This window comes from Citrobacter sp. Cpo221 (assembly GCF_030332345.1).
In the GTDB taxonomy this organism is placed as follows: Bacteria; Pseudomonadota; Gammaproteobacteria; order Enterobacterales; family Enterobacteriaceae; genus Citrobacter; species Citrobacter portucalensis.
Genome location: NZ_JAOWIA010000058.1, coordinates 85,610 through 104,473, shown reverse-complemented (window position 1 = coordinate 104,473; position 18,864 = coordinate 85,610). Strand labels below are relative to the sequence as shown.

The following is an 18,864-nucleotide window of genomic DNA, read 5'->3' as shown; positions in this document are numbered from 1 at the left end:
CCCTCTGGCGACTTTACAGTGCCTTACGCTATACTAGCTTCTGAATTTACCGGCTCACTTCCACGAGCCGGTTTTCAATGTGTATTTCACACGGATTTATCAACTTCTCCCTTCCGAGGATCTGACCTGAACGGTCGGATAAGATATGTTAAACAGTATTTTAGTCATTCTCTGCCTGATCGCCGTGAGTGCGTTTTTCTCGATATCTGAGATCTCGCTTGCTGCATCACGCAAAATAAAACTTAAACTGCTTGCCGATGAAGGCAACGTAAACGCACAACGTGTTTTGAAGATGCAGGAAAACCCCGGCATGTTTTTTACCGTCGTGCAAATTGGCCTTAACGCGGTCGCCATTCTCGGCGGTATCGTCGGTGATGCAGCATTCTCCCCGGCGTTTTACAGCCTTTTCTCGAAGTACTTCACTCCAGAGCTGTCCGAACAGTTAAGCTTTATTCTGTCGTTCTCGCTGGTTACTGGCCTGTTCATCCTGTTCGCGGATTTAACCCCGAAACGCATCGGTATGATTGCGCCAGAAGCTGTGGCTTTGCGTATCATCAACCCGATGCGCTTCTGCCTGCTGGTCTTCCGCCCGCTGGTATGGTTCTTTAACGGTCTGGCAAACAACATTTTCCGTCTGTTTAAGATCCCAATGGTGCGTAAAGACGACATCACCTCGGACGACATTTACGCCGTAGTCGAAGCGGGTGCGCTGGCGGGTGTTCTGCGCAAGCAGGAGCATGAGCTGATTGAAAATGTATTCGAACTGGAATCCCGTACCGTCCCGTCTTCAATGACCTCGCGCGAGAATATTATCTGGTTCGATCTCCATGAAGATGAGCAAAGCCTGAAAAACAAGGTGGCGGAACATCCTCACTCCAAATTCCTGGTGTGTAACGAAGATATCGACCACATCATTGGTTATGTTGATTCAAAGGATCTCCTCAACCGCGTACTGGCGAACCAAAGCATGGCGCTGAACAGCGGAGTACAGATCCGCAATACGCTGATCGTCCCGGACACGCTGACGCTCTCTGAAGCGCTGGAAAGCTTCAAAACCGCAGGCGAAGACTTTGCCGTCATCATGAACGAGTACGCGCTGGTGGTGGGGATTATCACCCTCAACGACGTTATGACGACGCTGATGGGCGATCTGGTAGGTCAGGGTCTGGAAGAGCAGATTGTGGCACGTGATGAAAACTCATGGTTAGTCGACGGCGGTACACCGATTGATGACGTGATGCGCGTGCTGGATATCGACGAATTCCCGCAGTCTGGCAACTATGAAACCATTGGTGGTTTTATGATGTTCATGCTGCGTAAAATCCCGAAACGCACCGACTCGGTGAAGTATTCAGGCTACAAATTTGAAGTGGTGGATATCGATAACTACAAGATCGATCAGCTGCTGGTGACGCGTCTGGACAGCAAACCTACTGTTCTGGTACCAAAACTGCCAGATGCAAAAGAAGAGGCAAAGGCGTCTTAACGCCCTACAGAAACATCAACGGCTCCCATCAGGAGCCGTTTTTTTAACTACTGCATAGCACTTTGATCAAGCCATCTCAGTTTGCAGACGCAAGACCTGACGGTTAACTTCGGACATCACGGAAAAATGCAGTTTGTCCTTCACTTTTGGGATAAGAATCTTACCCTTATCAAATTCAAAAGCGCCTACATCCTTGATATATAACCGTCCACGAAACAGGATCTTCACGTACTTCGCCACCTGCAGCGGGTTGTATCGTTGGAAAATTTTCATTGTTGTCTCCTGCTGAGCATTACGCCTTTGCGGTACCACAATCGGTCCGACAATCCTCAGGCGCAAATTTTAATGCCCTATGACTATAGACTATCTCGTTGATGTTTCCAGCGTGTATAAGTTTATTTACCTTCAAGTTACAATTATTCAGAATTATCTTTTCAACGCTTCGCTGTCTTCAGTATAAGCCTTCATTTTTCGCAGGATTTGTGCGCCCGTCCGCAAACTGGCATCGCGCTTGCGGGAAAAAGCATCATTCGCACATATGATTAAATTCCAGACCCAAGTGGTCGGATCACCTGCAAAATAAAAGAGAGAAGGAAAAACTATGACCTTACGAAAACTGCTGGCGCTGTCGTGCCTGCTACTGCCGATGATTGCCTCCGCACATAAGTTTGAGACTGACCAGCGCGTACCGCCGGTGGGGATCGCCGATCGCGGCGAACTGATTCTCGATAACGATAAGTTTAGCTACAAAAGCTGGAATAGCGCGCAGTTGCCAGGCAAAGTGCGAATTGTGCAACACATTGCCGGACGCACCTCCGCCAAAGAGAAAAATGCGACGCTGATCGAGGCAATCAAAGCCGCCAACCTGCCGCACGACAAATACCAGACCACCACTATCGTCAACACAGATGACGCCATTCCCGGCTCCGGTATGTTTGTGCGCAGCAGTCTGGAGAGCAATAAGAAGCTCTACCCGTGGTCGCAATTCATTGTCGACAGCAATGGCATTGCGCGTAAAGCCTGGCAACTTGATGAAGAGAGTTCAGCAATTGTCGTTCTCGACAAGGACGGACGCGTGCAGTGGGCAAAAGATGGCGCATTAACGCAGGAAGAGGTGCAGCAGGTGATTGCCCTGCTGCATAAATTACTCAGTAAATAGAGACGCGGAAGCCGGGGTTGAGGAACGATTCACGTGGGGTGTAATCCAGAGTTTTCCCCTGCCAGTCGTGAACGTGCGCTCCGGCTGCGGCGGCAACGGCATGGCCAGCGGCGGTGTCCCACACGTTGGTTGGCCCAAAACGCGGATACAGCTGCGCGTGCCCTTCCGCCACCAGGCAGAACTTCAGCGATGAGCCAATCGACGTGGTCTGGTGCTCGCCCAACTGTTGCAGATACTCTTTTAACTCATTGTCGGCATGCGAGCGGCTAATCACCACCAGCGGCGGACGCGCGTCACGAACCTGAATTTGTTTGCGTACGCCGCACTCTTCTTTCCACGCTTTACCTTCTGCTGCGCTGTACATCACTTTCATTACCGGCGCGTAAACCACGCCCAGAACCGGCTTTCCTTTCTCGATCAGCGCAATATTGACGGTAAACTCACCGTTACGCTTAATGAACTCTTTGGTCCCGTCCAGCGGGTCCACCAGCCAGTAGCGCTGCCAGTGCTGGCGAACATCCCAGCCAGGAGGCGCCTCTTCAGACAGAACCGGAATATCCGGCGTCAGCGCCAGTAATCCTTCGAGGATCACCGTATGTGCGGCGATATCTGCCGCCGTGACCGGAGAATCATCCTGCTTGCTGGTAATCTCCATCGGTTTGATTCCATCGTAGACCTGCATAATGGCATCGCCCGCGTTCCGTGCAAGCTGGCATACATGTTCTAGCATTCTCCACCTCGTTTCTGTCAGTGGTGTTAACTCGTTGTTTTACTTATACCCGATCGTCAGGGGATCCGCCAACTGTGATAGCGTCTGCGGTTTTAAACGCTATATTCATGTCATGATTCACAGTTCTGTAAGCAAGAAGATTTATATACATTTTCTTTTGTGGCTTAGATCTTAAAAGGATGCCCCTGATGATTAAGTTTAGTGCAACGCTTCTGGCAACGCTGATTGCAGCCAGCGTCAATGCCGCGACCGTCGATCTGCGTATAATGGAAACCACTGATTTGCATAGCAATATGATGGATTTCGATTATTACAAAGATACACCGACTGAAAAATTCGGTCTGGTACGTACGGCAAGTCTGATCAACGCTGCGCGTGGTGAAGTCAAAAACAGCGTGCTGGTTGATAATGGCGATCTGATTCAGGGCAGCCCGCTCGGGGATTACATGGCGGCCAAGGGGCTGAAAGCGGGCGAAACACACCCGGTATATAAGGCGCTGAATACCCTGGATTACGCGGTGGGTAACCTCGGCAACCATGAATTCAACTACGGTCTGGAGTATCTGCACAACGCGCTGGCCGGGGCGAAATTCCCTTACGTTAACGCCAATATCATCGACGTTAAGACCAAGAAGCCGCTATTTACGCCTTACTTGATCAAAGACACTGAGGTGGTCGACAAGGAAGGGAACAAGCAAACGCTGAAGATTGGCTATATCGGCTTTGTGCCACCGCAGATTATGACCTGGGATAAAGCCAACCTCAGCGGTAAAGTGACGGTGAACGACATTACGGAAACCGCACGCAAATACGTTCCGGAAATGAGAGAAAAAGGCGCCGATGTCGTGGTGGTGGTTGCTCACTCCGGGCTTTCTGCCGACCCATATCAAACGATGGCGGAAAACTCCGTTTATTACCTCAGTGAAGTACCGGGCGTGGATGCCATTATGTTTGGTCACGCTCACGCCGTCTTCCCGGGTAAAGACTTTGCCAATATTAAAGGCGCAGATATCACAAAAGGTACGCTGAATGGGGTTCCTGCGGTGATGCCGGGTATGTGGGGCGATCACCTGGGCGTGGTGGATTTAGTGCTGAATAACGACAGCGGTAAATGGCAGGTCACTCAGGCGAAAGCCGAGGCGCGCCCGATCTATGACGCCGTAGCAAAAAAATCACTGGCAGCAGAAGACAAAAAAATCGTTGAGATCCTGAAAGCCGATCACGACGCCACGCGTGAGTTTGTCAGCAAACCGATCGGTAAATCCGCCGACAACATGTACAGCTATCTGGCGCTGGTACAGGATGACCCGACCGTACAGGTGGTGAACAACGCGCAGAAAGCCTATGTGGAACACTTTATTCAGGGCGATCCGGATCTGGCAAAACTGCCGGTACTTTCCGCCGCCGCGCCGTTTAAGGTCGGTGGACGCAAGAACGATCCGGCAAGCTTCGTAGAAGTCGAAAAAGGTCAGTTAACCTTCCGTAACGCCGCTGATTTGTATCTCTATCCCAACACTCTGGTGGTGGTGAAAGCCAGCGGTAAAGAGGTGAAAGAATGGCTGGAATGTTCCGCCGGGCAGTTCAATCAGATTGATATCCACAGCAGCAAACCACAGTCGTTGATTAACTGGGATGGCTTCCGTACCTATAACTTCGACGTGATTGACGGCGTGAATTATCAGATTGATGTTTCACAACCCGCCCGCTACGACGGTGAATGTCAGACCATTAACCCGAAAGCGGAACGTATTAAAAATCTGACCTTTAACGGCAAACCAATCGATCCGAATGCCACCTTCCTCGTCGCGACCAACAACTACCGCGCCTACGGCGGTAAGTTTGCCGGAACCGGCGACAGCCACATCGCGTTTGCCTCTCCGGATGAAAACCGCTCGGTGCTGGCGGCGTGGATTGGTGCAGAGACGAAGCGTACCGGTGAAATTCACCCGGCGGCAGATAACAACTGGCGTCTGGCGCCAATTCATAGCGACACACCACTGGATATTCGCTTTGAAACATCACCGTCTGATAAAGCCGCGGCATTTATTAAAGAGAAAGGCCAGTATCCGCTGAAGAAAGTCGCGACCGATGACATCGGTTTCGCTATTTATCAGCTGGATTTAAGTAAGTAATTTTCGTGCCGGATGCGGCGCAATAGCGTCTTATCCGGCCTACAAAACTACGCAGCCCGTTCGTCCCGCTGCGCTAAAACCTGCGGCAAATTCAGTTCTATCCAGTCCGCCAGCGCGGCGACTTTATCGCTCACCTGCTCACCCAACGGCGTCAGGCTATACTCCACGTGCGGCGGTACCACCGGATACGACACCCGATTGATAAACCCGTCATGCTCTAACGCTTGCAGGGATTGCGCCAGCATCTTTTCACTGACCCCGCCCATCTTACGGCGCAAATCGCTGAAACGGTGCGTACCGTCGCGCAGCGCCACCAGAATCAACACGCCCCAGCGGCTGGTGACATGTTTTAACACCTCGCGGGAGGGACACTGTTCGGCAAACAAGTTGCCATCGCGTAACTGCTGGGAGAGCGTCGAAGCTGTCATTTTCATACTAACCTTTTTGTGCGTACTTACTAAAAGTAAGTTTAGGTGTTAGCGTGATTAAACACAAGACCAATACCAAGGAGTCACTCCATGATCGCAATTACCGGCGCCACCGGCCAACTGGGCCAACATGTTATTGAATCTCTGCTGAAAACCGTTCCTGCCAGCCAGATTGTGGCAATTGTGCGTAATCCCGCTAAAGCGACGGCGCTTAGCCAGCAGGGCATTACCGTTCGTCAGGCGGATTACAGCGATGAAGCCGCCTTGACGGCTGCCTTACAGGGTATCGACAAGCTACTGCTAATCTCCTCCAGCGAAGTGGGACAACGCGCCTCGCAGCATCGCAACGTGATTAACGCAGCGAAAGCCGCGCACGTGAAATTCATCGCCTACACCAGCCTGCTGCACGCCGACACCTCCCCGCTGGGGCTGGCTGATGAGCATGTGGCAACCGAGAAGATGCTGGCTGAATCCGGTATCGCATACGCGCTGCTGCGTAACGGCTGGTACACCGAAAACTATCTCGCCAGCGCACCGGCTGCACTGGAACACGGCGTGTTTATCGGGGCTGCAGGTGAAGGCAAAATCGCCTCAGCGACCCGCGCCGACTATGCCGCTGCCGCCGCGCGCGTCATCAGTGAAGACGTTCATTCCGGTAAAACTTATGAGCTGGCGGGCGACGCAGGCTGGACCCTGAGCCAGTTGGCTGCCGAGCTGGCAAAACAGAGTGGTAAAAAAGTGGTGTATCAGAACCTGAGCGAAGCAGATTTTGCCGCCGCACTTAAAGGTATAGGCCTGCCTGCCGGGCTGGCGGACATGCTGGCTGACTCAGACACTGGCGCCTCCAAAGGCGGTCTGTTCGACGACAGCCATACGCTGAGCAAACTGATTGGTCGCCCGACCACCTCGTTGGCTGACAGTGTCAAAGGCATCGTGTAAGTGTTAAAAATTAGTTAATTGTGGTGGCATCCCCGCGCATCCTCTCTGATAATGACAGGATGATGCGTGGGGAGAGAAAACGTGCAAGGTGTACCTGAGCAGTTTATTGATGAGAAAGACAGCGCCCGCTTTCGCCATCTGGCGCAGGTGCCGGGCGTTGAGCTGTATCATGCGCACATCTCGCGTTACGCTTTCGAGCCGCACACCCATGAAGCGTTTGGCATTGGCGCGATAGAAGCCGGAGCCGAACGTTTTCGCTATCGCGGCACGCAGTATGTTGCCCCCGCCCATTCCGTCGTCACCATGAATCCCGATGAGCTGCATACCGGCGAAGCCGAAACCGCCGACGGCTGGCGCTATCGGATGATTTATCTTGAACCCTACCTTCTGGAAGAGGTCACCGGGATCCGCCACTGGTGGTTTCATGACGTAACGCGTCACGATCCGCTGCGCTCGCGCCAGATCTGCTCGCTGATCCACAGCCTGTGGAACACGGAAGATCCGCTGGCGCAAAAAGGACTTCTACTCGATCTGATCGACACGTTCCAGCCACTGGCCCGCCATGCGCCGGTATTGACGGAGGGGGCGCATCGCTTTGAACGGGTACGCGAGTATCTGCACGATAATTATATGCATCCGGTCACGCTCGACGAGCTGGCGCGGGTTGCATCGCTGAGTCCCTGGCATTTTCAGCGCCAGTTTAAATCTCATTTCCACGTCACGCCGCACCAGATGCTGATGGCGATCCGCCTATGGCGAGCCAAAGGTTTTCTCACTTACGGTATGCCCGCCGCAGAGGTCGCCGCCGCAACCGGCCTCACCGACCAGTCGCATCTCACCCGCGCGTTTACCCATCGCTACGGCATTACGCCGGTACGTTATCAGAAACAAGTCGTCCGGCGTTGATCAGCAATCTCATACAATACGGCGGCATTTTTCCTGCCTACACTCGACTCATTGTTAAACGATGTGGATGTCAAAAATGATTAGCGGTGTGTTGTATGCCCTGTTGGCCGGGCTGATGTGGGGATTAATTTTTGTTGGACCGCTGATCGTACCGGAATACCCGGCGGTATTGCAGTCGATGGGGCGTTATCTGGCGCTGGGGCTGATCGCATTGCCGATTGCCTGGCTGGGACGTGCGCGCCTGCGTCAACTTGTGCGGAAAGACTGGGTAACTGCGCTGACGCTAACAATGATGGGGAATCTGATTTATTACGTTTGCCTGGCAAGCGCCATCCAGCGCACCGGCGCACCGGTCTCCACGATGATTATTGGTACATTACCGGTGGTGATCCCGGTCTTCGCTAACCTGCTCTACAGCCAGCGTGACGGCAAATTATCATGGTGGCGTCTGTCGCCTGCGCTGGTATTGATTGGTATAGGACTGCTGTGCGTGAATATCTCGGAGCTGAATCAGGGGTTACCAGACTTTAGTGGCTGGCGTTATGGTTCCGGCATCGCGTTGGCGCTTGTCTCGGTGGTGTGTTGGGCATGGTATGCGCTGCGTAATGCCCGCTGGCTGCGCGAGAATCCGGATAAGCACCCGATGATGTGGGCGACGGCCCAAGCTCTGGTAACGTTGCCTGTTTCTCTGGTCGGTTACATTGCCGCCTGCCTGTGGCTTAACGGGCAAACGCCGGACTTCGCTCTGCCCTTCGGTCCGCGTCCGGGCGTGTTTATCGGTCTGATGATAGCCATTGCGGTATTGTGTTCGTGGGTTGGCGCATTGTGCTGGAACGTCGCCAGCCAAAAATTACCGACGGTGATCCTCGGCCCGCTGATTGTCTTCGAAACGCTGGCTGGCCTGTTGTACACCTTTATTCTGCGCGAGGAATTTCCACCTCTGCTGACGGTTAGCGGAATTGCGCTGCTGATGGTTGGGGTGGTGATAGCCGTCAGAGCCAAGCCACAGAAACCGAGCGTCGTGGTGGTTTCACAATCATAATGTGCCGGATGGCGCTGCTTATCCGGCCTACAAGGATTGTACGATCTCATGTAGGCCGGATAAGGCGTTTACGCCGCCATCCGGCGCGACACTTTAAACACCGCTACCGTCTGGTTCAACCGCGCGGCCTGCTCTTCAAGCGCGGCAGCGGCGGAAGCGGACTCTTCTACCAGCGAGGCGTTTTGCTGGGTCACGCGATCCATTTCGGCAACCGCCTGGCCTACCTGATCGATACCCCGACTTTGTTCATCAGAAGCTGAGGCAATCTCCCCCATGATGTCGGTCACGCGGGTCACGGCGCTAACTATTTCCGCCATCGTTTCGCCCGCTTCATGCACCAGCGCCGTGCCGGCATTGACCCGATTCCCCGAGTCATTAATCAGCGCTTTGATCTCCTTCGCCGCCTGAGCGCTACGCTGCGCCAGCGTCCGAACCTCGCCTGCGACCACGGCAAATCCGCGTCCCTGCTCGCCCGCACGCGCCGCTTCCACCGCCGCGTTTAGCGCAAGGATATTGGTCTGGAAGGCAATGCCGTCGATAACATTGGTAATTTGCGCGATTTTGCTGGAACTGGTGGCGATTTCATCCATCGTACGCACCACACCATCGACCACGTTTCCGCCTTTTTGCGCCGTTTGTGAAGCATTTTTTGCCAGACTGGTCGCCTGACGCGCGTTATCTGCGTTCTGTCTCACGGTTGCGGTAAGTTGTTCCATGCTGGCAGCAGTCTCTTCCAGAGAGGCGGCCTGCTGCTCGGTACGTGAAGAGAGATCGTTACTGCCTGCGGCGATTTCACCCGCGCCGGTATAGATGGTATCGGCCCCGTCACGCACCACGCTGACCGTATTCGCCAGCGCCTGCTGCATGTCACGGACGTTGCTTGCCAGCAGCGCCATTTCATTACTGCCATCGGCGCTGATGGGGTGCGTCAAATCGCCTGCGGCAATGTGGCGAATATGTCCCATCACCTCGTGGAGCGGCTTGAGCAGCACTCGCTGCATCGCCAGCCAACTGGCGATAATCACGGTGACGACAATCAGCATCACCGCGGACAGCAGCCAGATTATCTTCTGGTAATCACTCTCATTGTCCTGCACTCCGGCAGTGGCCAGCGTCGTTTGCGCACTACGCCATTGCCGATAAACTTCCTGCATGGCCGTTTGCTTTTGCTCGGCATTCTGCTTGAACATCTCTTCCAGCTTTCCTTCAGCCAGCAGCACGTTCATTTTTGCCAGCGTCGCAGAATAGATGCCGTACTGCTCTTCCAGTCGATCGGCCAGATGCTCATCCAGCCCAGGCGTTTCCGGCAGAGCGTAGTATTTATCGTAATGATCTTTCGATTCGGCCAACAGGCGATTTGCCGTGTTCACCAGCTCCTGCAACTGACCGCCGTTAATCTCGCTGGCCATCGTTCCCTGTAAACGCAGCATGCCCCGGTTGAGCGTGACGCGAGCCTGGTTCAGGCTAATCCACGCATCGGTAAACTCGGCCACGTTCTGGCTGGAAAGTTGAGACACGTTAAAGTTCTGCTTATCGTTATTGAGTGCGCCAATAAAGACGCCCGCGGAGATGAGCTGCATTGCGCCCAGCGCGAGTAACACGGTGATAAGTAAGGTTATCACTTTGATTCGTTTGAACATCTGTAGCCTTTTATTATGCAGGTATTGTCTGAGGTCTAACTATCGGCAGCGGCGTGCGCTTATTTAATCCTGTCGTGCGGCTTTTTTCACCGTACCTCTCCTTTCCAATAAGATTCAGCATCTTAACGAGATAAGAAATTTTCGTGACGTCCATCACAAAACACCCCACCCCGAAAGGGTTATATCCTTTGCCATAAGTTGCATTTAAAATACATCTTATATTATTGAGAATGAGGTAACGGCAATGTCATATCGCGATCAACCTTTAGGTGAACTGGCGCTCTCTATTCCTCGCGCTTCGGCCCTGTTTCGTAAATACGATATGGATTACTGCTGCGGCGGTAAGCAAACGCTGGCACGCGCTGCCGCGCGTAAAGAGCTGGATTTAGACGTTATTGAGGCGCAGCTTGCGCAGCTGGCTGAACAGCCGCTGGAGAAAGACTGGCGTACCGTGGCTCTGGCTGAAATCATCGACCATATCATCGTGCGTTATCACGACAGACACCGCGAACAGCTGCCGGAGCTGATCCTGCAGGCCACTAAAGTTGAACGCGTTCACGCAGACAAACCGAACGTACCGCGCGGTCTGGCGAAAAACCTGACCATGCTGCATGAAGAGCTGTCCAGCCACATGATGAAAGAAGAACAGATCCTGTTCCCGATGATCAAACAGGGCATGGGTAGCCAGGCGATGGGGCCAATCAGCGTGATGGAAAGCGAACATGACGATGCGGGTGAACTGGTAGAAGTGATCAAACACATCACCCATAACGTAACGCCGCCACCAGAGGCCTGCACTACCTGGAAAGCCATGTATAACGGCATTAACGAGATGATCGACGACCTGATGGAACACATCAGCCTGGAAAACAATGTTTTGTTCCCGCGTGCCCTCGCAGGTGAATAAAAAAAGGCGCCCGAGAGCGCCTTTCTGAAGTCCGAATTCGGCCACTGCATATGTGGCCTTTTTTGTGTCAGAACGTAGACCTGATAAACGCAGCGCCGGCGGCATATGCCGGATGCGGCGTAAACGCCTTATCCGGCCTACATCTCACTGCTTAGCGATTATCGCGTACCTGCCATACGTTTCTTACCGATAAACAACCAGCCCAGACCCAGCGCGATGAACCACAGCGGCGTGACGATCAGCGCCTGACGGGTATCATCTTCCAGCGTCAGCAGTACCAGTACGAAGACGAAGAACGCCATACATACCCAGCACATCAGCTTGCCTAACGGCATCTTGTAGATTGATTTTTCATGCAGGTGAGGACGCTGCTTGCGGTACACCAGGTATGAGCAAAGAATGATGGTCCAGACGAACATGAACAGAATCGCCGATACGGTGGTGATCATGGTGAAGGCGCCAATCACGCTCGGGTTCACGTACAGCATCACCACGCCGCCCAGCAGACAGATACAGGAGAAGGTTAAACCCTTCGCCGGAACTGCGCGTTTAGACAGCTTGGCAAACGCTTTAGGCGCAACGCCTTCCTGCGCCAGACCGAACAGCATACGGCTGGTAGAGAACACGCCGCTGTTTGCAGAAGAGGCAGCTGAAGTCAGCACCACAAAGTTGATCAGGCTCGCCGCAGCAGGCAGACCAACCAGCACAAACAGTTCAACGAATGGGCTCTTGGTTGGCACTACCGAGCTCCACGGCGTAACGGACATAATCACGATCAGCGCGAACACGTAGAACATGATGATACGGATTGGAATCGAGTTAATGGCGCGCGGCAGCGATTTTTCCGGATCCTTGGTTTCCGCTGCAGTCGTACCCACCAGCTCAATACCCACAAACGCGAACACCGCTATCTGGAAGCCGGCAAAGAAGCCGCTCAGACCTTTCGGGAACCAGCCACCGTCATTCCACAAGTGCGTGAACGATGCCTGAACGCCGGTTGGCGACTGGAAGTGCGTCAACACCATCACCAGACCGACGACAATCAGGCCGATGATGGCAACGATTTTGATCATCGCAAACCAGAACTCCATCTCACCGAACATTTTTACGGTGGCGAGGTTGAGGCTCAGCAGCAGCACGATCACCGCCAGCGAGGCGACCCAGTCTGACAGTTCGGGGAACCAGAATTGCGCATACGCGGTAATCGCGACCACGTCTGCCATCCCGGTAACGACCCAGCAAAACCAGTAGGTCCAACCGGTAAAATACCCGGCCCATGGCCCGAGCAGGTCGGAGGCGAAATCACTAAACGATTTGTACTCCAGATTCGAGAGCAGCAATTCCCCCATTGCCCGCATGACGAAAAACAGCATAAAACCGATGATCATATAAACAAAGATGATCGACGGTCCGGCGAGACTGATAGTTTTACCGGAGCCCATAAACAGGCCGGTGCCGATAGCGCCACCAATGGCAATAAGTTGAATATGACGGTTTGTGAGATTGCGCCGTAGCGACTGTTCAGACGACGCCTCTTCAGCGGTGTCGACTTTTACCTGATCTACCATGTTTTTTCTTCCTGTACCTGTCTGTGTTGTTCAGGCTCTACGGCCTTTAGTGTGTCTATGATACGACGATCCTGTTATCAGGACTCATCGATATTAGGTAAGAATTGGCGGGATGAATACTAAGATTTAGATATAATGTTAATTTAATGTTTAAAGTGAGTGTCATATCACTCTGATAGCGCGAATCAGCTCACAAAAATACACGCTGATGGGGCATTTGCAAGATAAAATATCGACAACGACGTAACTATAGCTTTTCACGCTATTTTTTTGTTCCCCCCGGCCTTGGGGGGAACAGAAATCACTGCTTACAGGATCTCAAGCAGCTCAACTTCGAACACCAACGTGCTGAACGGAGGAATGGACGCGCCAGCGCCACGCTCGCCGTAAGCCAGTTCCTGAGGAATAGTCAGTTCCCATTTGGAACCTACCGGCATCAGGGTCAGCGCTTCAATCCAGCCTGGGATTACGCCGTTAACCGGGAATTCAGCTGGTTCGCCACGTGCGACAGAGCTGTCAAACACGGTACCGTCGATCAGTTTACCGGTGTAGTGCACGCGAACGCGGTCAGTACGTGCCGGAATAGCACCTTCACCCTGGGTCAGAACACGGAACTGCAAACCAGATTCAGTGCTGTTCACACCGTCTTTCTCACGGTTTTCTTCCAGATATTTGACGCCATCAGCCGCCATAGCCTGGAAACGCTCGCGACGTACTGCATCAGCGCGTTCGTGGATTTCACGCAGTGCGCGATGCACAACATCAACCGGCACTGCCGGGTGCTTACCTTCCAGCGCGTCAGCGATACCCGCTACCAGCGCTTCAGGCAACAGTCCTTCCAGTCCGGATTCGCTCAGCTGTTGTCCTACCTGCAAACCAATGCCGTAGCTTGCTTGCGCTTCGATAGTGTCAAAAGTCGGGTTAGCCATCATATTTCCTTTCATCGGATGTAAAGTAGCGGGCAGCATATCAGCCATGCCGCATCCGGTAAAACTTTGTCTCGGGAACAGATGACAAATCGCGAGGAAACATAAACAATAGGAATATCCCGCGTTGACGTCACGAAAGCGGGTAATATGACGAACATCATAGCGTTAGCCATCTATACTCTATGATCGAGGAACGAGACGCGGAGCAGGAGGAAAGCCATGCCCGGGCGCTTTGAATTAAAACCAACCCTGGCGAAAATCTGGCATGCACCGGACAATTTTCGCATTATGGACCCGCTACCGCCTATGCACCGCCGCGGCATTATTATTGCCGCTATTGTGTTGGTGATAGGTTTCCTGCTCCCTTCCAGTGACACCAGCGATGCCCCTGTGGTGACGCGTACTGCCCAGCTGGATTTACAGTCACAGTCGCAGCCACCGACCGAGGCTCAACTGCAGGCACAGCTCGTCGCGCCGCAAAATGATCCCGGCCAGGTCGCTCCGGTTGCGCCAGAGCCAATCCAGGAAGGAGAACCTGATGCCCAGCCTCAGGTCCAGCAATCTCAGCCGCAGACACAACCTTTCCAACAGGATAGCGGAATTGACCAGCAGTGGCGCTCCTACCGCGTAGACTCAGGTAAAACGCTGGCGCAGGTATTCCGTGACCATAACCTCCCGCCAACCGATGTGTATGCGATGGCACAGGTTGAAGGCGCCGGAAAACCACTGAGCAATCTGAAAGACGGTCAGATGATACAGATCAGGCAGAATGCCAATGGCGTGGTGACGGGATTAACCATTGATACCGGGAATGGTCAGCAAGTACTGTTTACCCGCCAGCCTAACGGCAGTTTTATCCGCGCCCGTTAAGCGCTGTGACCCCGCGATTCCAGGCCTGATAAGCGATAGCGCCATCAGGCATCAAGGTGAAACGTCAGCGTTTCACCTTGTTCACCCACCAGATCCCCGAACACACCAGCACCAGCGCTACCGCATATTTCCATTCCAGAATGTTTTCACCGAGGAATATTGCCGACAGTACTGCTCCCGAAACCGGGATCAGGAAGTTAAACGGCGCAATCATCCCCACGCGATTATGCTTGAGCAGAATACTCCACAAGGCGAAAGCGACCGAAGAGAGTAACGTCAGGTAGCCGAGAATCGCCACCGAAGATGCACCGTGTACGGTTAGCGTGCCGCCAAAAGCGTAGCCGCCGATAACCAACGCCAGGCCGCCACCGCCCAACTGGTACCCTGTCATTACCGTCGGGTCCACCGTCTGAGAAATACGTTTTCCATATAGCGTGGCAGCAGAGAGAATAAAAGCTGCCATCACTACTGAGCCGTCACCTAACAGGCTGAAGCTAAAATCCATTCCGCTGCTAAAGTTCACCACCATTACGCCGGTAAAGCCGAGAATACAGCCCAGCGCTTTGTTGTAACTCAGTTTGTCGTTATGGTAGATAAAATGGGCCAGCAGCACGCTGAAGAAGGTCCCGGTCGCATTCATGATGGACCCTTTCACTCCCGTCGTGAACGCCAGGCCAATGTAGAAGAAGATGTATTGCAGCGAGGTTTGCGTTAGCCCCAACAGCGTGAGTTGGCCGTACTGACGCGGACTTAACCGGCCAATCGGTTTACGCTGCGCTACCGCCAGCAGTAGCAGCAATAATCCCGCAAACAGAAAGCGATATCCGGCAAAGACAATCTTTGAGGGAATGTCATCCGTGGCAATCTGGAAGATCTCATATCCGCTTTTGATCGCCGGATAGGCACTCCCCCACAGCAGGCAGCAGAACGCCGCGCTCAGGTAGACAACATTTTTACGCGCAAACAGAGGTTGGTGCGTTGGTTCCATTCCATCACCACTTTGAAATAATGTTTTATTTTTTTGATTATCCCGAAAAGGATAAAGAATAGCCAGAGAGAAAAGCGGGGGAACAGAAAAGCAAAACGCCGGCACAGGGCCGGCGCTTTTACGCGGTCATCAGAATAAAAACTTATTCTGCAACTACGTTTACAGTCAGCTTAGCAAACACTTCGCTGTGAACCTGGAAGCTCACTTCGTGCTCGCCAGTGGTACGCAGAACGCCGTTCGGCAGACGAACTTCGCTCTTAGCTACTTCAACGCCAGCTGCAGTTACAGCGTCAGCGATGTCGCGAGTACCGATGGAACCGAACAGTTTACCTTCGTCGCCAGCTTTAGACGCGATGGTTACGGTTTCCAGTGCGTTGATTTTCTCAGCACGAGCTTCAGCAGCGGACAGAACGTCAGCCAATTTAGCTTCCAGCTCAGCGCGACGCGCTTCGAAAAATTCAACGTTTTTCTTGGTAGCAGGAACAGCTTTACCCTGTGGTACCAGGAAGTTACGAGCATAGCCCGCTTTAACGTTAACCTGATCACCCAGGCTACCCAGGTTTGCTACTTTATCAAGCAGAATAACTTGCATTACCTTATCCTCTCAAAGTCGTATTAATGGACCGTGACCGATTACTGATGACGATCAGTGTACGGCAGCAGGGACAGGTAGCGAGCGCGTTTGATAGCGCGAGCCAGCTGACGCTGGTATTTTGCACGGGTACCGGTGATACGGCTTGGGACAATCTTACCGCTTTCGGTGATGTAGTTTTTCAGCGTAGCGATATCTTTATAGTCGATCTCTTGAACGCCTTCCGCGGTGAAACGGCAGAACTTGCGACGACGGAAATAACGTGCCATATGGCTAGTCTCCAGAATCTATCAATTCAATCTGCTCGGCATGCAGAACCATTTTGCTCAGGCCGTTCTTTGCTTTGTGGCAAGAGATGAACCCCTGAACGGTCACTGCGCTACCGACCGTTATACTGTGAGTAATGGCCTGGTTTTCGTGTCCGCTAATAATAACGGGCATTTGGCACCACGCCTGCCGGTGAAACCCGGCTTCCTCCTGCACAGAACGATGCTCAAGCACGAACTGGCAATGAGGAATTCCTGATGGACTGACCTTTCGAAGGGGGGCCCTGCACACAGTGCCGGACAACGCCAGACGGTTGGTCATCAGAAATTACTCTTCAGAATCCCCAGCTTCAGCATCATCTGCGGTTTCGTTAGCGAAATCATCGCGACGTTCACGACGCTCGTCTTTCGCTTTAACCATCGGAGATGCTTCGGTAACAGCGTGTTTAGTACGCATAACCATGCTGCGGATAACGGCATCGTTGAAGCGGAAGGTAGTTTCCAGCTCATCGATCACTTCCTGCGGCGCTTCAACGTTCATCAGAACGTAGTGAGCTTTGTGCAGTTTGTTGATCGGGTAAGCCAGCTGACGGCGGCCCCAGTCTTCCAGACGGTGGATCGTGCCTTCTGCACCAGTGATGGCAGCAGTGTAGCGTTCGATCATACCCGGAACCTGTTCGCTCTGGTCAGGATGGACCATAAAAACGATTTCGTAATGACGCATCGAATTGCTCCTTACGGATTATTCAGCCTCCTGTCTGGGTCAGCCGAGGCCCATGGAGGCAAGGAACGTGTTAAAGGTCGGCTGAAAAATGACGCGTCATAATACTGGGGTCAGCAGGTAAACTCAAGGTGCTTGTACGATTATTTATCATGTCGCTATTAATACATATCCAGCAGCATTTTGATGCTGATACAAATGGAGACAATGACAATCATGGGTCGGATGACTTTCTTACCGCGCGTCAGTACGACTGTTGCACCAAGACGTGCGCCAAGGGATTGCCCTGCAAACATCACCAGCCCAAGCGACCAGATCATTTTACCACCGAAAATGAAGAACAAAATCGAGGCGATGTTCGACGCCAGGTTAATAAAATTCGAGTGGATTTGCGCTTTATCAATACTGTATCCCCACAGCAGGATATAGCTGAGGGTATAAAAGGAACCTGCCCCAGCACCGAGAAAGCCATCATAAAAACCAATACATCCCCCACCGATCAACGAGAAGAGAAACAGGGATACCTGCTGCTTTCTTTTCGGTTCGCTAAGGTTTGGCGCAAAAATAAAGTAAATGGCGACTGCGATAATCAGGATTGGGAGCAGTTTCTTCAGCAGTTCCGGTTCAATGAACTGGATAAGCGTCGTTCCCAGCGCAGAACCGATAAAGGCAGATAAAAACACATACTTGTGCTCCTGCACGTTGATATGTCCCCGGCGTAAAAAGTAAATTCCAGAGGTCAGAGAGCTACCCAGAGCCTGAATTTTATTGGTTGCCAGCGCATTAGCCGGGGGTAAACCAGAAATTAAGAGTGCGCCAATAGAGAGAAATCCACCACCGCCCGACACCACGTTAATAAAGCCAGCCACCAGCGCGACCATAAACATAACCACGAAATAGCTGAAATCCATGAATGAAGTATCCATAAGTTTTTGCCTTATTATCATAAAGTTATATTAATTATCCGGCTCACTATAAACGGCGTACTCAACCGATTAAATTGACTATTTGGTAAGAGCTTATGCGCGAAAGGCAGGTATTTTTTCACCGCAGCGGTATACACCAGCAGACTGTTAATTAAAGAAAAGATGGCTATGCGGTAATTTTTTGAACAACTGCATCAGAAATGGTCGCTATCGACTGCGCTGGTAGCGGTTAAAATTACATCAGAAGTTAATCACTCACAGGAGAGAGGCAACCAGAGACCGCAGTCGAGGAGGTACATATGCGAGCCCGTGTTTTGACCCTTCTGGCTGTGCTTTTGCTCAGTGCAAATGCAACGGCAGCCATCAAAATTGATAACCATCAGGCCAGGAACATGGATGATGTGCAGAGCTTAGGCGTCATTTACATAAATCATAACTTCGCCACTGAAAGTGAAGCCACTCAGGCCCTGAATGAAGAGACCGATGCGCAAGGCGCAACCTACTACCACGTGATCCTCACCAGGGAACCCGGTAGTAACGGAAATATGCACGCCAGTGCAGATATTTATCGTTAACACCAGAAATAACCAACGAGAACATTGCCACAGTTTGACTTGCCCCCTTCACTGGGGGCT

General features: G+C 52.5%; 21 protein-coding genes. 9 read left to right on the top strand and 12 right to left on the bottom strand.

From position 1 onward, the window contains the following. Positions 1–145 precede the first annotated feature (145 nt). Positions 146–1,486, top strand: a complete 1,341-nt coding sequence (gene paeA / locus OGY72_RS18190; RefSeq protein ID WP_003830418.1) for a polyamine export protein PaeA — start codon at positions 146–148, stop codon at positions 1,484–1,486. Between the two features lie 66 nt (positions 1,487–1,552). Here the strand turns inward: paeA and OGY72_RS18185 are convergent, their stop codons facing one another. Then, the gene (locus OGY72_RS18185; RefSeq protein WP_003025710.1) at positions 1,553–1,759 is read right to left on the bottom strand and encodes a DUF1107 domain-containing protein; all 207 of its coding nucleotides are present in this window, start codon (positions 1,757–1,759) and stop codon (positions 1,553–1,555) included. Between the two features lie 328 nt (positions 1,760–2,087). Between OGY72_RS18185 and OGY72_RS18180 the strand changes: the two genes are divergently transcribed. Next, positions 2,088–2,645 carry a YtfJ family protein gene (locus OGY72_RS18180; protein ID WP_003830421.1) on the top strand — a complete coding sequence of 186 codons (558 nt, stop codon included), beginning with the start codon at positions 2,088–2,090 and terminating at the stop codon, positions 2,643–2,645. Here the strand turns inward: OGY72_RS18180 and cysQ are convergent. Continuing rightward, on the bottom strand, positions 2,635–3,375 hold the full coding sequence (gene cysQ / locus OGY72_RS18175; RefSeq protein ID WP_191234283.1) for a 3'(2'),5'-bisphosphate nucleotidase CysQ: 741 nt from the start codon (positions 3,373–3,375) through the stop codon (positions 2,635–2,637). The genes OGY72_RS18180 and cysQ overlap by 11 nt on opposite strands. Positions 3,376–3,563: 188 nt before the next feature. Between cysQ and cpdB the strand changes: the two genes are divergently transcribed. After that, on the top strand, positions 3,564–5,507 hold the full coding sequence (cpdB, locus tag OGY72_RS18170; protein ID WP_149384859.1) for a 2',3'-cyclic-nucleotide 2'-phosphodiesterase: 1,944 nt from the start codon (positions 3,564–3,566) through the stop codon (positions 5,505–5,507). Positions 5,508–5,554: 47 nt separating this feature from the next. Here the strand turns inward: cpdB and OGY72_RS18165 are convergent, their stop codons facing one another. Then, positions 5,555–5,935, bottom strand: coding sequence for a winged helix-turn-helix transcriptional regulator (locus OGY72_RS18165; protein ID WP_032934267.1), 381 nt, complete (start codon positions 5,933–5,935; stop codon positions 5,555–5,557). A 90-nt stretch (positions 5,936–6,025) separates the two neighbouring features. Between OGY72_RS18165 and OGY72_RS18160 the strand changes: the two genes are divergently transcribed. The 3 genes from OGY72_RS18160 to OGY72_RS18150 all read left to right on the top strand — a co-directional run bounded on the left by OGY72_RS18160 (position 6,026) and on the right by OGY72_RS18150 (position 8,822). Continuing rightward, positions 6,026–6,874 (top strand): SDR family oxidoreductase, encoded by an 849-nt coding sequence (locus OGY72_RS18160; RefSeq protein WP_126319441.1) that lies wholly within the window; start codon positions 6,026–6,028, stop codon positions 6,872–6,874. Positions 6,875–6,955: 81 nt separating this feature from the next. Continuing rightward, entirely contained in the window at positions 6,956–7,780 is an 825-nt protein-coding gene (locus OGY72_RS18155; RefSeq protein WP_126319443.1) for an AraC family transcriptional regulator, read from the top strand. 76 nt (positions 7,781–7,856) lie between these two features. Continuing rightward, complete coding sequence (locus OGY72_RS18150) at positions 7,857–8,822, top strand: DMT family transporter (protein ID WP_063941648.1); 966 nt, start codon at positions 7,857–7,859, stop codon at positions 8,820–8,822. 68 nt (positions 8,823–8,890) lie between these two features. Here the strand turns inward: OGY72_RS18150 and OGY72_RS18145 are convergent, their stop codons facing one another. Further along, positions 8,891–10,462 carry a methyl-accepting chemotaxis protein gene (locus OGY72_RS18145; RefSeq protein WP_286548641.1) on the bottom strand — a complete coding sequence of 524 codons (1,572 nt, stop codon included), beginning with the start codon at positions 10,460–10,462 and terminating at the stop codon, positions 8,891–8,893. A 244-nt stretch (positions 10,463–10,706) separates the two neighbouring features. On the opposite strand from OGY72_RS18145, the gene ytfE reads away from it, so the two are divergent. Continuing rightward, a complete protein-coding gene (gene ytfE, locus OGY72_RS18140) occupies positions 10,707–11,369 on the top strand; it encodes an iron-sulfur cluster repair protein YtfE (protein WP_003025690.1) in 663 nt (220 codons plus the stop codon). A gap of 158 nt (positions 11,370–11,527) precedes the next feature. Here ytfE and cycA read toward each other — a convergent pair whose 3' ends face one another. Together cycA and bamJ are read right to left on the bottom strand one after the other, a co-directional pair. Then, positions 11,528–12,937 (bottom strand): D-serine/D-alanine/glycine transporter, encoded by a 1,410-nt coding sequence (gene cycA / locus OGY72_RS18135; protein ID WP_003830438.1) that lies wholly within the window; start codon positions 12,935–12,937, stop codon positions 11,528–11,530. Positions 12,938–13,245: 308 nt separating this feature from the next. After that, positions 13,246–13,866 carry a BamJ family beta-barrel-assembly machinery protein gene (gene bamJ, locus OGY72_RS18130; protein WP_032934269.1) on the bottom strand — a complete coding sequence of 207 codons (621 nt, stop codon included), beginning with the start codon at positions 13,864–13,866 and terminating at the stop codon, positions 13,246–13,248. Positions 13,867–14,085: 219 nt separating this feature from the next. On the opposite strand from bamJ, the gene OGY72_RS18125 reads away from it, so the two are divergent. Beyond that, the gene (locus OGY72_RS18125; RefSeq protein ID WP_003830442.1) at positions 14,086–14,736 is read left to right on the top strand and encodes a LysM-like peptidoglycan-binding domain-containing protein; all 651 of its coding nucleotides are present in this window, start codon (positions 14,086–14,088) and stop codon (positions 14,734–14,736) included. A gap of 64 nt (positions 14,737–14,800) precedes the next feature. Here OGY72_RS18125 and OGY72_RS18120 read toward each other — a convergent pair whose 3' ends face one another. The 6 genes from OGY72_RS18120 to OGY72_RS18090 form a co-directional block, all read right to left on the bottom strand. Beyond that, positions 14,801–15,724: a DMT family transporter gene (locus OGY72_RS18120; protein WP_008786017.1), complete on the bottom strand. Its 924-nt coding sequence runs from the start codon at positions 15,722–15,724 to the stop codon at positions 14,801–14,803. Between the two features lie 142 nt (positions 15,725–15,866). Beyond that, entirely contained in the window at positions 15,867–16,316 is a 450-nt protein-coding gene (gene rplI / locus OGY72_RS18115) for a 50S ribosomal protein L9 (protein ID WP_003025676.1), read from the bottom strand. Positions 16,317–16,357: 41 nt separating this feature from the next. Next, complete coding sequence (rpsR, locus tag OGY72_RS18110; protein WP_000135199.1) at positions 16,358–16,585, bottom strand: 30S ribosomal protein S18; 228 nt, start codon at positions 16,583–16,585, stop codon at positions 16,358–16,360. Positions 16,586–16,589: 4 nt separating this feature from the next. After that, positions 16,590–16,904: a primosomal replication protein N gene (priB, locus tag OGY72_RS18105; RefSeq protein ID WP_003025674.1), complete on the bottom strand. Its 315-nt coding sequence runs from the start codon at positions 16,902–16,904 to the stop codon at positions 16,590–16,592. Between the two features lie 6 nt (positions 16,905–16,910). Then, positions 16,911–17,306, bottom strand: a complete 396-nt coding sequence (gene rpsF, locus OGY72_RS18100; protein ID WP_003025672.1) for a 30S ribosomal protein S6 — start codon at positions 17,304–17,306, stop codon at positions 16,911–16,913. Between the two features lie 158 nt (positions 17,307–17,464). Then, positions 17,465–18,229 (bottom strand): TSUP family transporter, encoded by a 765-nt coding sequence (locus tag OGY72_RS18090; RefSeq protein ID WP_003830447.1) that lies wholly within the window; start codon positions 18,227–18,229, stop codon positions 17,465–17,467. A 299-nt stretch (positions 18,230–18,528) separates the two neighbouring features. Here OGY72_RS18090 and yjfY point away from each other — a divergent pair, with 299 nt between their 5' ends. After that, a complete protein-coding gene (gene yjfY / locus OGY72_RS18085) occupies positions 18,529–18,804 on the top strand; it encodes a DUF1471 family protein YjfY (RefSeq protein WP_003025668.1) in 276 nt (91 codons plus the stop codon). The last annotated feature ends 60 nt before the right edge of the window (positions 18,805–18,864 follow it).